General features: G+C 35.8%; 15 protein-coding genes. 4 read left to right on the forward strand and 11 right to left on the reverse strand.

The genetic code is table 11. The features are described from left to right. Position 1 precedes the first annotated feature (1 nt). The 4 genes from G7062_RS10355 to G7062_RS10370 form a co-directional block, all read right to left on the reverse strand. Positions 2–814, reverse strand: coding sequence for a PTS system mannose/fructose/sorbose family transporter subunit IID (locus G7062_RS10355; protein WP_166065848.1), 813 nt, complete (start codon positions 812–814; stop codon positions 2–4). Beyond that, positions 801–1,592, reverse strand: coding sequence for a PTS sugar transporter subunit IIC (locus tag G7062_RS10360; RefSeq protein WP_166065849.1), 792 nt, complete (start codon positions 1,590–1,592; stop codon positions 801–803). The genes G7062_RS10355 and G7062_RS10360 overlap by 14 nt, the downstream gene beginning before the upstream one ends. 12 nt (positions 1,593–1,604) lie before the next feature. After that, a complete protein-coding gene (locus G7062_RS10365) occupies positions 1,605–2,093 on the reverse strand; it encodes a PTS sugar transporter subunit IIB (RefSeq protein ID WP_166065850.1) in 489 nt (162 codons plus the stop codon). Positions 2,094–2,175: 82 nt separating this feature from the next. Then, positions 2,176–2,586: a PTS sugar transporter subunit IIA gene (locus tag G7062_RS10370; RefSeq protein WP_166065851.1), complete on the reverse strand. Its 411-nt coding sequence runs from the start codon at positions 2,584–2,586 to the stop codon at positions 2,176–2,178. A gap of 251 nt (positions 2,587–2,837) precedes the next feature. Between G7062_RS10370 and G7062_RS10375 the strand changes: the two genes are divergently transcribed. The 3 genes from G7062_RS10375 to G7062_RS10385 all read left to right on the forward strand — a co-directional run bounded on the left by G7062_RS10375 (position 2,838) and on the right by G7062_RS10385 (position 6,157). After that, positions 2,838–3,575 (forward strand): helix-turn-helix transcriptional regulator, encoded by a 738-nt coding sequence (locus G7062_RS10375; protein ID WP_166065852.1) that lies wholly within the window; start codon positions 2,838–2,840, stop codon positions 3,573–3,575. Positions 3,576–3,605: 30 nt separating this feature from the next. Beyond that, entirely contained in the window at positions 3,606–4,298 is a 693-nt protein-coding gene (locus G7062_RS10380) for a transglutaminase family protein (RefSeq protein ID WP_166065853.1), read from the forward strand. 356 nt (positions 4,299–4,654) lie between these two features. Further along, positions 4,655–6,157: a MucBP domain-containing protein gene (locus G7062_RS10385; protein ID WP_166066117.1), complete on the forward strand. Its 1,503-nt coding sequence runs from the start codon at positions 4,655–4,657 to the stop codon at positions 6,155–6,157. Between the two features lie 97 nt (positions 6,158–6,254). Here G7062_RS10385 and G7062_RS10390 read toward each other — a convergent pair whose 3' ends face one another. From G7062_RS10390 to G7062_RS10405, 4 genes are read right to left on the reverse strand one after another with little or no spacing between them, the layout of a single operon-like run. Next, positions 6,255–7,238, reverse strand: a complete 984-nt coding sequence (locus tag G7062_RS10390; protein ID WP_166065854.1) for an alpha/beta fold hydrolase — start codon at positions 7,236–7,238, stop codon at positions 6,255–6,257. 2 nt (positions 7,239–7,240) lie between these two features. Then, positions 7,241–7,957 carry a hypothetical protein gene (locus G7062_RS10395; RefSeq protein ID WP_166065855.1) on the reverse strand — a complete coding sequence of 239 codons (717 nt, stop codon included), beginning with the start codon at positions 7,955–7,957 and terminating at the stop codon, positions 7,241–7,243. Continuing rightward, positions 7,950–8,672 carry an ABC transporter ATP-binding protein gene (locus tag G7062_RS10400; RefSeq protein WP_166065856.1) on the reverse strand — a complete coding sequence of 241 codons (723 nt, stop codon included), beginning with the start codon at positions 8,670–8,672 and terminating at the stop codon, positions 7,950–7,952. The genes G7062_RS10395 and G7062_RS10400 overlap by 8 nt, the downstream gene beginning before the upstream one ends. A 51-nt stretch (positions 8,673–8,723) precedes the next feature. Beyond that, the gene (locus G7062_RS10405; RefSeq protein WP_166065857.1) at positions 8,724–9,365 is read right to left on the reverse strand and encodes a TetR/AcrR family transcriptional regulator; all 642 of its coding nucleotides are present in this window, start codon (positions 9,363–9,365) and stop codon (positions 8,724–8,726) included. Positions 9,366–9,749: 384 nt separating this feature from the next. Here G7062_RS10405 and G7062_RS10410 point away from each other — a divergent pair, with 384 nt between their 5' ends. Next, positions 9,750–11,042: a glycosyltransferase gene (locus G7062_RS10410; protein WP_166065858.1), complete on the forward strand. Its 1,293-nt coding sequence runs from the start codon at positions 9,750–9,752 to the stop codon at positions 11,040–11,042. Positions 11,043–11,151: 109 nt separating this feature from the next. Here the strand turns inward: G7062_RS10410 and G7062_RS10415 are convergent, their stop codons facing one another. From G7062_RS10415 to G7062_RS10425, 3 genes are all read right to left on the reverse strand, one after another. Then, on the reverse strand, positions 11,152–11,928 hold the full coding sequence (locus tag G7062_RS10415) for a hypothetical protein (RefSeq protein WP_166065859.1): 777 nt from the start codon (positions 11,926–11,928) through the stop codon (positions 11,152–11,154). 625 nt (positions 11,929–12,553) lie between these two features. Next, complete coding sequence (locus G7062_RS10420) at positions 12,554–13,921, reverse strand: recombinase family protein (protein WP_166065860.1); 1,368 nt, start codon at positions 13,919–13,921, stop codon at positions 12,554–12,556. Positions 13,922–14,029: 108 nt separating this feature from the next. Next, positions 14,030–14,266: a hypothetical protein gene (locus G7062_RS10425; protein WP_166065861.1), complete on the reverse strand. Its 237-nt coding sequence runs from the start codon at positions 14,264–14,266 to the stop codon at positions 14,030–14,032. Positions 14,267–14,284 lie beyond the last annotated feature (18 nt).

The following is a 14,284-nucleotide window of genomic DNA, read 5'->3' on the forward strand; positions in this document are numbered from 1 at the left end:
ATTATGCCATGACCCCCGTGATATAGAATACAAACGAGATAAGAATTACAACAAGAATAGCCCGCGTCGAAGTCATATTCTTTCGACCCAATAACCAATAAATAAACCCAACAAGAAGTGCTGGAACAAGATTGGGCATAATCATATCTAGTGTATCTTGAAGTTTTGTAACAACCTCACCTTGGACAAACTCCAGCGGAATATTAACACTAATTACAGAGCCGATGAGCGCACCAATAACAGTCATTCCAAGGATATTAGCGGAGTTAGTTAGTGATTTAAGTTGTGATGATAAACTCGATACAAACTTTGATCCTTGCTTGTAACCCATATTGAAGAACCAATACCGGATAAATAGGAACGCAAATCCACATAGAATCCCGAGTGAAATACCCCATGGATTTCCCGCGAGTCCCATATAAGCTGCAATAGCATTGAATATTGTCAGTGGAATTACAAAGAATATTGCATCCCCAACTCCTGCCAAAGGCCCCATTAATCCAGTCTTAATTGACGTGATTGCCTCGCGTTTTTCTTCTTTGTTTGCTGCCGGTTGTTCTTCCATTGCAACTATCGCCCCCAGAACAATATTCCCAACAAATGGTTGTGTATTAAAGAATGTGTAATGGGAGAGGAGTGCCTCTTTATATTCGTCATCATTTTTGTAGATTTTTCTTAGAGCCGGTTGCAAACTGTATACAACACCACCCGACTGCATTGTTTCGTAGTTCCATGCAATTTGACATGTTGTTGCCCATCGAAGAAATACTTTATTCAGTTCTTTTTTTGTAACTGTATTTTCAAAGTTCGTCATCCATACTTCCTCCTGTCTGAACTACTTGAGCATCACTACTTTTATTTTTATCTTGTGCAAACATAATTAATGCCAATACAAGACCGAATATTGCGACACCCAACATTGGAATTTTTAAGTAACTGATAATTGCGAACCCAAAGATCAAATAGGCCAGATAGTTGCGTGGATTCATATATTTTAGAAGAATTGCAATCCCAACCGCTGGCAATAAACCTCCGGCTACTTTAAATGTCCCCATGAGCCAATCTGGAAGCATTGCTAAAATACTCTCAATTGCACCAATACCAAAGACAAATACCAGTAAAATTGGAAGGACTGCCTTAACCATCCAAGGTATGATTCCTGCAAGAATCCAATTCATTCCCAACTGATATTTCCCTTTTTCTACGGACTTGCGTGATTCATGTACAAAGAATGTCGTTGCCATTCTTACAAGAACGTCAACTTGGATCATTAAGAGTGATACGGGTAAAGCAATTGCCAGACCGTATTCAATATCTGTACCTGTTGCAATCGCTACGATTGTCCCAATCACTGCTCCGGTGTGATAATCAGGAACAGACGCCCCACCATATGCACCAATTCCTAGTGACATCAGTTGTAAGGTTGATCCAATTGTCAGTCCCAATGTTGGATTCCCTAATATGAGACCAGTAATGAATCCCCCAATAACCACACTCCCTCCGTACAAACTAATTTGGACGTTCATTTGTGTGTATGTATAAAAAGCCATGTATATTAAAATTAAAATTATTTGTAGAATTCCGATATCCATGATAACCTCCTTTTATTTTCCTAATTTCTCTAAGATTCCCTTCAAGTTCTCACTTGGATTTGAAGGAATGAGTTGAAGTGTCAAATCAACACCTCGTTCCATTATTTTATGAAAGTCCAAAATTTCATAATCAGTGACTGCAACTGTATTTGCAATCTTGGTTTTACCTTCAGTAAACGTTAGATTCCCAACATTGACCTTATCAATTGCTACCCCTTTGTCTAAGAGTTTCAATAATGTATCGGTACTCTTAATGATTAAGAAAACACGTTGACCTTCATAGTTACCAGCTTTGATACGCTCTGCAGCATTGTCAATTGACAACACAGATAACGCGACACCATTAGGACATGCCAGTTTAAGTGACATCTTTAAGATGTCATCTTGTGATGCAGCATCATCTACAACCATAATCCGTGTGACTCGTAATGAATTCGTCCACATAGTTGCAACTTGACCATGAATTAGACGGTCATCAATACGTGTATGAATTATTCCCATAACTTACTTCCTCCTTGTAATTCCAGTATACGTGAACCGCTTACATCTGTCGTTTCATTGATTTTCCGTAATGATAATACATTTACTCATCATCGGCATCCGATGTAATTGCATAATTATTCATATATATACTGGATGATTTTCCATTTTCAACAATTTTTTGAACTTCTTCAGTTGTCATATATTGTGAAGGCTCCAAAACGATTTCAAGAACCATTGGCAAGTTAACGCCCGCAATCAAGTGTGTATGCTCTCTTTTTAGATATGGTAGAAATGCACGGTTTACACTACCACCTAAGAGATCTGTAAAGATAATTACCTCATCTTCACTCTTTACAGTACTAAAGTATTCATTGATCATATCTTCGAGAGGCGTGTCACCAACATATGCACAAATAGCTGCAATGTCATTACTCTCACCAGCAAAGAATGATACGGTGTGCACAATCCCTTGTGCCATATTTCCATGTGACGCAATTAGTATTTTTCTCATATATCCTCCTGAATACATCATAAGCGCATTTGTCAGTCTAGGATATCGCATGATTTTCCGCTATGAAGTGGAAGTCTGTAGAATAATGAAAAATCAAACCAATAGTTTAGCCTTCTCTTTGTATCAAGAAAAACAAACACTCAGAATTATGTTGTATTTCCCTAATGTTGTTTCTTTGAAAACCGCTTAAATTCATATTTATATTCTAACGTGTTGTACTGTATAATATTTCATAAAGAGAGGTATACTCCATGAACCATGTATTTTGGAATAGTGAGCTTATCGGTGTATTCACGAATCAATTTGACTCAAAGAACCATTCTCATCTTATGATGCAGTTTTTTATCGCAATGGATGAAGAACCCCTTACAGTAATCATTGACAATGTGGAAATCAAAAGTAACTGTGTCCTCGTAAATTCAGACACCACGCATGCATTCAGTTCCAATAATACCTGGCATTTCTCACTTCTTATTGATCCCTTGTCTGTAACTGGCATCTTACTTCGTCAGTCTCTTGCTGGAGCACGATATGGCATCTATCCATCAAAATCCTATATTTTTGACCCCAATACTATGAGTGAAAAGAACTATCAGGATTTTATACACAATCTCTTGGATCCAATAATTGAAAGTAGAGATTGCCCTTTAATTGACAGTCGTATAGGCGGACTCCTTGACATGCTTAGCAATTGTATCTGTGATACCCACGAATTGAATGCGTATGCTCAGTCTGTCTCACTATCGCAAAGTCGACTCTCACATTTATTCAAACAAGAAACGGGTTTATCTTTAAAATCATACATCCTCTTACATCAAACAAAGATTGCTTTCATGCGCATCCTTGAAGGACAATCCATTACAGCGTCTGCACTCGAGGTAGGATTTGACAGTTCTGCACACTTTGCAGCAACTGCACAACGCTTGATGGGTATTTCGGCATCACAATCTACAAAAGATAGCCGTTTTTTGAAAGTCAAACCACTTTAACTCATTCATAATTGATCTATGGAGGTTATTATGAAAAATGCATATTTAGAAGAAACACCCTTATTAAACTATTCACACCCTAGTATCCAGGAAATTGTAGACAAATGGGCATCTGACAGTAGTTTTAACAAGATAAAACACGCATATGAATTTGTACAAAATGATGTCTTGTTTGGATACAATGCTACAGATGAAATGGCCGCATCCGAAGTTCTTAGTGATCATTATGGACAATGCAACACAAAGGCTACGCTACTCATGGCGATGCTTCGGGCATTAAAAATCTCCACACGTTTGCATGGGGCACTTGTCGACAAAGATTTTCAAGCTGGAGCACTACCTAAGTTAGTGTCCAAATTGTCACCACAAACAATCGTACATACTTGGGTTGAGGTCTTCTATGATGATAAGTGGCATGCACTCGAAGGTGTCATCATCGATCAAGACTATTTCAAGTCAGTTCAAGATAAGTCTGGAGTAACCTGTGGTTCATTTGAAAAATATGCAATCGCAACTGATGATTTTACACCAGAAAGTGTGGCTTGGCGTGGTGACAGCACTTATATACAAAGTAATGCTGTCACAAAAGATTTAGGGGTGTATGATTCTCCCGATGATTTCTTTAATTCACATCAGCAACAACTTGGTCCCATCAAACTGTGGTTGTATACAAACATTGCCACGAAATGGATGACATGGAATGTCAAACGTGTTCGAAGATAAATCATATTCCAAAAACGTCAGTTCGTTGAATTGACGTTTTTTCTACTATCATTGCAAAACAACGAATTCACTCGCTTATACCTCTTTATAGTTTTTATATACAAAGGCTGCAAAAGTTGTTTCATAGCATTTTTCAATCATTTCATAACATTATCTTAGTAACTGGTATGCTGAGTTATATAATTCTATATATAGTTCATAAAAGTCACATTACACAATGTCTCTACATTCATTAATGTTTTATTTAGTATCGGCATTACACTGAATATCTCGACTTCAGATGTTAAAGATTCTATTGTTCAGAATCCTAACTTGTAGATCTATGTAAGAACAGTCAAACCACAAGTGGAGGAACCATGAAAAAATATAGAATATACCTAATTGCTAGCATACTGTTGTCCATTTCAGTCACGACAGTATCCGCAAGTGAACCTGAAACACAGTTTAACAATGAAATTACATCTGATTTTATAGGTACAGGAGACAGCATTGATATAGAGGGAGCTGATGTTCTTGCTGAAACCGATGAATGGATGCCTGACGGGAATCTTCAACATGCAATAAGTCAAAAATTAAACATAGAAGTTGCCGACCTTTCCAAAGAGAAAATGGAGTTACTAACTTCTCTTGAACTTAACAGCTCTGAGAATATCATTAGCAATCTCAGCGGTCTAGAGTACGCAGTTAATCTCGTTGATTTAAAGATCGGATTGGCCACTAACATTACGGACTATACGCCCATAACACTATTGGAACAATTAGACTACTTAGCACTCACTACACCAAATCTCAACGACGGTAACTTCCCAAACCTTCCACAGTCTATAAGTATTCTTGATCTGCGGGAAACACGAATAACAGATGAAAGCCTAAATATTGTCGGGCATATAGAGAATTTAGAATACCTGTATATTGATCGATTAAAAACAATTAAAAGTATTGATCCTCTCGTTCATGCAAAGAAACTGCGATTAATCTTCATGCAGTTCTCCGGTGTTCACGATTTCAGAATTGTAAATGAAATGCCTGCACTACGTGAACTGCTTGCCTATTCACCAAACGTTGGTGACGATAATTCAATTTCAACTTTATATCATGAGGAATTAATCTATGACGAAATCAACAAAGTAGTCTTCATTCCTTTTTCAATCATGCCTGATCGTCTAACAAATTTTGATGGTTACCAACCACCATTCACCAAGTCAACATCAGCAAACAATACTGTCCTTAAAATTAATGGAGATCAAATCCCTTCCAGCCGAATGACAATTGATGAGCATGGAATTACAGTATCTGGTTTCGATGTTCTAGATTTTGAATCCATTACAAGCTTGTATTATAACGCACGCTTTGACAACCCCGCTGGATCATACGAAACACCGGAACACCTCATTAACTACGCAATATCATCAGGGATCTACCTGCACCAATTTGATGTCATTCCAGCCCCATCTTTTGGGGAAATCATCATAAAATATACCGATGAAATGGGAAACGAATTGGTCCCAACAATTCGCAACGAAGGTCTTATTGGTGAAGCTTTCATTGCTGCACCAATTGAGATTGATGGATGGAAATTACAACCTGGCCAAACCAAAATAGAAATGCAATTTGAAAAGGATATACAAACCCAAAGTTTTATCTATATTGAAAATTCAATTAACCCTGTGATACCCCAAGAAGTAATTCCTGAAGGCCCGAATGATGATACAAAAATACCTACTGAATCAGAAAATCAATCTCTGGAAAATTTGCCAAATACAGGATTTTCAAATTCAGACTTGGCAATATATTGGGGAGGATTCTTGCTTGTCGGAATCGGTATTTACCTTGTAATTCGTAAAGAATATTCTAAGTAGCGGTTTAATCCTACAAAATTCACCAATTAAAGCTTATTATACGATTTTCAACCTTAACACTATAAAGACGGATACAATTGCATCCGTCTTTATAGTATTAAGCAGTATGAAACGACTCACTTGGAGGTTTTGTCTGATCCGTAATTCTCAAGAATTGCGTTAAAAATGTACTCACACAGCTTGAAAATTGATCTGGTTTCTCAATATTAGGGAAGTGAGCAGTATCATTGAAAACTATAAACTTCTTCGAATCATGACTCAACCTTTCAAAGTATTCATATGCACATTCAAGTGAAACTTGACCATCGTGTGCGCCATGAACGAAGAGCATTGGGATATTAATGTCCAACACTGCACCACTCAAATCGATGTCCTTTACTGAATCGAATAGCACTTCATGACTTTTCTTTAGTCCTCGTAGATACCATATTTTTTCTTTCAGTGTATAATCCCTACTTGATAACAGCCTACCCATTACAAAATTTCTTGGAAGGTCTCTATGCATTAGACCCGCTTTATATCTCATAATGAGTGGTGTTTTTATATTCTTCATATAATTAGAGGACATTGATTCCATTTCTAAACGATTCATTTCAAGAAGTCTAAGCCCTTTCTCATCCTCATTTGACTCGCATAATTGAAGTAGCTTATCATATATACTTACTTCGGAGGCATGAGTATTTACAAGCTGAGCAATCCCAATGTAAGCACTAAATATCTCAGGTTCCAAGCGCATCGCTTCAATACAGAGATATGTACCAAAGGAATGACCCATTAGTATGACCTTATCCTGATTATAATGTGACCTTAGATAGTTTGCCAACTTGATAACATCATTGATGTGTGAAGTGAGTGTAACAGGTTCATTTGTTTTGAACGATAAACCACATCCGCGTTGATCGTAATAGCACACGTTAAATTCAGAGAGATATGTATTCGGTAATTTCGTGTAAAAAAGTGCATATTCAGGACTGCCTGGACCACCGTGAACATAGAGAATAATTGGTTTCTCAGAATTGTTATCAGATAGGAATAGTCCATATGTTTCGCCCTCAATCGTAATCATTTGTTTATGGACCATTTTTAGGCTCCTCGCAATTCAAATTTATCGATTTTCTTTGCCATTTTTGAACTCAATGTAACTGAAATCACCATCAGTAATAACGAAATGTAGATGGAGGGTGAACCATCCCCAACAGTCTGAACATTACAAAGAATGGCACTGATGATAATTGCTGTAATGATAGTTGTTGGTATAGATTTAAGATTGAATCCCATTGCCATGCTGATCATCCCTACCAATGTTGCATTAATAGCAACTTCTAAAACTTTAGGAAACTGCGCCATGAATTGAACGGACAATGAATTGGGCTGATTTAAGATTGGGAATAATGACTCCGAAACAAAGAATAACAAATACACAACAGTTTGGCTCAATACGGCATATATAATTGTTAGCGAAACACACACGATCAATTTTGCCAGAAATACTTTGATACGCGATACCGGGTACAACATTAGTAATTGTACATTCTCATTATGATAAGACTCGACAACAAACTTCGAGAAAATCACTGCAGACAGAATTGAGAAGCTTGCTAATGATAAAAGGTGAACCATGGTAAATACAAATTCATAACTCGCTAAAAAGTTATTTGAAACTGCATCATCTGGCTTCATCTTTGATACAAAAGCAAAGAAATAACACATGACAACAAGCATGAGTGTCATTAGAGCAACAGATACTGTATACCTTGAAATTGATGTGCGTTTAAATTCTAATTTGATGAGTTTATTCATTGGTTGTTTCCTCCATTTTTTCGATTAAGAAATTTTCTAAATTGACCCCTTGTTTTTCTATTAATACCTGTATATTTTCATCAACAGTAATCTTATGATTACTAATTAAAAGTATATGATCGGATACCTCTATAACTTCGGACAATATGTGGCTAGAGAAAATAATTGTCACCCCACTCAGAGATAGATTTTTGAAGAGTGTTCTCATGTCACGGATTCCAATAGGATCAAGTCCATTCAAGGGTTCATCGAGAATTAGAACTTTAGGTGAATGAGCAATCGAGCGGGCGATTGCAAGGCGCTGCTTCATTCCTAAAGAGAATTCGCTTACTTTATTATTCTTTTCTTCAATGAGTCCAACTTTTACTAACACTTCGTTAATTATCAACTCATGATCATCTGAATTTACACCCATGTAGTCTAGATGTAGGGATAGATTGTCATAGGCATTTAAGTGTGCATAAAATTTTGGATTTTCAATCGTTGCACCAATTCGTGTCAACACTTCAACGCGATTCAACTGCGGATTATAGCCGTCAACTAAGATGTCTCCCTCATCCATTTTCAGCAAACCCAACACGGCTTTAAAAAGTGTTGTCTTACCAGACCCATTTTTTCCTAGCAAACCATAGATACCCTGATTGCATGTAAACGTACAGTGTTCAAGCACTGACTTATCGCTGTACTTAAGCGACACATTATTAATTTCGATCATTTTTTTCTCCTTACAGACTATCAGTCTGTTGTTGTGTAAAAGTTAAGTTGCCTAGGCAACTTTTGTAATTCTTTTATAATATACAATGATACACTCGACTAACTCTGCATCCAGCAAATCGACCCCAAGACCCTTAAATAGACTTTGGTAAAATTCAATTTTACTTTTTAACTGCGAAATATTAACGTCATAGAGCATCGTACCAATCCAAATGCTGAAGAAATAAGTAATCAGTTCTGCACACTCGAACGGCGATTGACATTGCATCGATCCATCTGTATTTCCTTCAATGATGAATTGTTCAATTCTAGGTAGAACATGTGTCATATTCATTTGATACAACTCACCGAATATTTTCGGATCATTAAACATTTCACGCGCACCAGAAAGCAAGTCTGCTTTTGAGTAATCATTAAGACGATTTAAGAATAAAAGACGTAGTCGCTGCAATGATGTTTTATCATCAAGCTCAAGATAATACTTAAACTGATTTTCTTGCCCTTCTAACCCCATCATAATGTGATCAAATATTTCTTTTTTTGATTTAAAATGGTGATAAATTGATCCTTTTGAAAATCCGTAATCGATAATATCTTGCATTGTAGTGTTATCATACCCTTTTTCAAAAAATAACTTTTGAGCGGTTTCTAGAATTCGAGCGATTGTCTTCTCCGAATCTCTTTTACTTGTCATTTAACTTTAGCTCCTTACTCCAAACCTTCGGTCTGTAAACATACAATAACAGACCGACAGTCTGTTGTCAACACTTTGTTCATAGAACCTGTTGCATACAAAATTTATAACTCTAATAAGACGTGTGTGATTTTGAAATGGATAATTTTACTTAAATTACTTTTATTACATTTTTCGGTAGTTTTATTACTTTTATATAACATTATGAAGTTTGTGTAGTATAATCGAGTATCCACTCTTTTTTGTGGAAGGATTGGAGTGTGTAAGCACACATATCAAGTAACGTATATACTATAAATACTGACTGTCATTATTGATTTATCAATTGTATTCTACCAGTTTATATACATTGCCTAACTGCTAATATGAAAGTGAGAATAATGAATGAACCGTAATATGAATAAACTCTTTTCTATTTTGGGGGTGATATTGGGATCATCAGCCTTAATTGTCTATTTGAACGTAAAGTACAAAACAAACTATCCCACTTATTTATACGTTGTTTTTACAATAAGTCTACTATTTGTCTATAGTAAAATTACGATTTCTTTTCTACATTCCAAGAAAGTAGATCGCATTTTAAAGGAATTTAATGTCGAGAATGCCAATGGAAAAGTAAGCATTATTATTCCATGTTATAACGAATCCCATGAGATTGTCGTCAAGCTCTTTGAACAACTTAAGCAGCAGACACTTCGCGCATATGAGGTTATATTTATTGACGATTGTAGTACAACTTTAACTAACTATAATTATGTAAATTCGCTTCGCGATACAACTGACCATAACATCATCATAAAAAGATTTGAGAAGAATAAAGGGAAATTAGCAGCGGTTAAATGGGGCATTGAACAATCAAGGGGAGATTATATTATGCTCATCGACGCTGACAGTTACATTGTCGAGACTGGCATCCAAGAAATGCTTTCTCCAATGTATCACCACGAGTCGATTAGCGCTACTTGTGGGCAAGTATTACCCTTGAACCGCTCAAAAAATTTTCTTACAAGAATGCAGGATACATTGTATTTTAATGCATATAACCTTGGCAGACACTACCAAAGTTATTTTAGCAAGGTACTCGTCTGCTCAGGCGCAATAAGTATGTACCGTAAGAAAATGATTGAACCTTATTTATCAGAATTAACAACAACCCTCAAGGGAAGGAAACGATTATCTGGTGATGATATTGTATTGACTAATATCATTCTGAAAAATGGCGGTCGAAGTGTCTATGTGGAGAGTGTAGCTTGTTATACTGCGGTTCCTGAAAACATAAAGGATTTCTTCAACCAACAACTGAGATGGGCTAAAGACGCATTTTTTAATATGTTTGAGCAATACAAAACAGCGATAAGTCATCCATTCTACTTCCTCTTGCAATTTCAAGAAGTAATGTTTTGGCTCGTATCTCTCATTTCTTTTCTCTATTTCATGGTCTCAAGAAACATTCTGATTGATAATAAAACAATGGTTCTCATTGGTATCTTTATAATTACAATCTCATTCGTAGAGAATTACTATATTATTTCAACAAAAAGAGAGACGACTTTACGTGCGATTCTATACTACAATGTATACCAGTTCATATTGATACCTATTCGAGTGATTGCTTTGTTTACCTTCCTCAACCAAAATTGGAAGAGACACTCCGACCAAATCCATGATGTAGGATAATCTTATGGATATAAAACAAAAACCCACTTGCTCAATTCATCAGAATGATCAGCGAATAAGTGGGTCTTTTTACATCCTCATTCAGAAACGAATTCTTGTTAATGTTAAATCACGACAATTTTTGAGCAGCATTCCGCAATTGCCCGGTTGTGAATTCATAGAAAACTTCGTTGCTTTTGTTCGAAATCGATGTTGGAAGTTTTGATATGACTTGATCTAAAAATGCAATTAAGAGCGTTACACCTGTTAATGTACTGGATTGGTAATTTCGGAGTAATTCCAGAAAGTCCTTCTTTAGATCATTGGGTAAAAAATGCATTATTTTCTTTGATCCCAACTTTGCATTACTAGGGTCATAAATAAACCGAAGAATTATTGAAACACTACTAAACTGCAATTGAAAAAGGTGATTTAACCAAATTTCATCGCCTCTACAAACAGCAGCGTGCATCTCGATCATCGTATATGAAATTTCGTTTATAAGTAAAACAACTTGATTGTCATGAATGGATAAATCTTCAGGGTCATATCCTATTAAAATTTCATTGGGATCGTGCAGAACCTTAACGACTCCCGTTCTTGGTATATTCTCCACTGGAACTGTATAAAGATCAAAATGAAGCCCATCTTCAAATATAGCAACAATTTGAGGTCCTACAAAGTTTTCCTCTGAGAAATACAGTATATCTTTATACTCTCGTAAATAATCTATTCTTCTTTTTAAGAATGATTCAAAGTTCTCTTTCCCAACAGCAACATACAAATCAACGTCTGAATAATCATCATCAGCTTCTGATGCAATTGACCCTTTTAGAAATATTGCTTCAGAAATATTATCTTCGATTATTAAAGAACTTACTTTCCTTATTGCATCATATCGATCCATTTGAAATGTCCTCCGTATTTGTTTGAATTCATAATACAATGTTCATTTCCATTGGTCAACGAATACATTTTTCTATTCAGAATTACCGTTGTTTATTTGCTTTACTCTAAATTGGTGATATGATTACAACCACCTTATAAAGGAGAGCGAAATTATGATTTTTGTTTGGGGTACAAGGGGAAGCAAGAGAACAATAAAAACTACTGATGACCTTTTTAAATGTTATAGCTGTGATACCGATGTTAATTTTCGTTATGTCTGTTATAAAAAATGGGTTACCGTATTTTGGATTCCAATTCTTCGAGTTAACAAAGAAATATACAAAGAATGTATGACTTGTGACCATGTATATACAATGTTGCCTGAGGATTATCAATTTCTAAAATTAAAGTAGTATTTTTATTGACTAATTTTATCTAACTAATCGACAATTGTCATACTAAAAAATAGTCATAATTCTGTGTTTACTTTTCTACATTACTGCTATAAAAATAAAACCCACTCGAAAGTGGGTTCTTTATTTAATATTGGCTCCAAAGAGCAGGATTACCGAACTTTTGATATTGGTTAGCCAGTTCGATTTATCTATTTATATTATATCATATTGTCCATAGTTGGTCAAACATTAGAAGAAATCTAAGAACTTCACATATTTAACGGTTAATGTAATCATGTCCAGCTCGATCTTCTCTACATAATTTAGCAAGAACTCCCTCTTCTGTTCTTTCGTCATTGTTCCCCAGTACTGAAAACCATGATTCACAATGGCAATTTGATCAAGAGTTGCATTCCTATCCAAATCAAGTTTGAGTATCTGTTCACTGTGATACTCATTTGTAATGATTCCAGTTTCCCTCATTTTATCAAGCAAATCACACTTTGCATCTTTTCGCTTAAGTCGTGAAATTTGACGCATTGTCCGTTCTTTGACAGTTGAATCAATATAGGAATTGACAGTTGACTCAATATCCTTACATAATTTGTCTTCATTATATCTTTTCTTTGTGTCATTACAGAATACATATCTGTAAATCTTATTAGGTTTCTTTGTCGGTTGAGACCTAAGACGCTTTCCAGTTTGATACGAGAAACATATGCCTTCAAAAATATAGTCATATTTCTTCGTAGTATTCCTGCTTTGTAAAATCATAGCAGCCTCTCTAAATTGTACATTGTCGATTATGGCTGGCGTATGATTGTCAATCTTGATTCGTGAGTTTAAAAACTGTCCAATATACACCTCATTTGTTAGCACAGTACGTACTTTTGACTCATCCCAGTCTTCCTCTGGAACTCTATCTGAATTCAACTTGTGTGCTATGAACTCCATACTCCTGCGATCGTTTGTATAGGAGTTAAAAATGCCCTGTACTATACCGGAAGTTGAATCGTCAATTTCAAGCCTGCATGGTATCTTTAGCTTTTTACTTTGGACACCATCTGACTTCAATTGCTCTTGCAACATTAGGTTAATATTTTTTACTTTCCTATACCCTAATGGTGGCTTGCCACCTCTAGGATAATTTCCCTCTAATGCTGACTGGTCAACACCTCGCTTTGTACGCTCACTTATCGCTTCCCTTTCCCATTGCGCAATTAAGATTATTACCGATACGAAGAATCTTCCTATGGCTGTCTGTGTGTCAATCTTCTCTTTAAGACTATAAAGTTGGACGTCGTATTCTTCAAACAACTCAATCAAAAATATCAAATCCTTCATACTACGCGTTAATCTATCTAAATTATGAATTATAACTTTACTAATCTCACCTGATCTAATTGCATCAATCAGCTTTGTCATTTCAGGCCGCTTCAGATCTTTTGCAGATGCTCCTCCATCTATGTACCTTTTGGTATCTTCATTAAAATCTTCCGAGAATGCCTTTATATATTGTGTTATCCGCTCTTCTTGCTCCCTTAGGTTAAAACCGTTCTCTGCCTGGTCATCGGTACTTACTCGGCAATATATTGCTATCTTCTTCTGTAAATTCATAAAAATTCCTGCTTTCTACATATAGTTGCAGGAGTACTCCACTAACTTGCTAGCACGTTAAGTATAACAAAAAACAACTTGTACCAATGAATAATTGTAATAAATACTTTACTCGCCCTTGTATTTCAAGTACGTCTCGCGATCAATACTATTTGATTGCCTTGATTGTTTTACTGGCTCTGGTGCACTGACGGGTATTTCTTTAATCTCATTATTATGATTCAATTCAAAGTCCTTCAGTTCTTTTACAGAATTAAAAATACGGCCATACTTTGAAATCGTCTTTTTACCTTTGTCATCTACAGTAACATGGGCATGCATTCCATAATGGTAAAATTGGCTCATAATTACATCACCTCTTAC

Source organism: Erysipelothrix sp. HDW6C (genome assembly GCF_011299615.1).
Classification (GTDB): Bacteria; Bacillota_I; Bacilli_A; order Erysipelotrichales; family Erysipelotrichaceae; genus Erysipelothrix.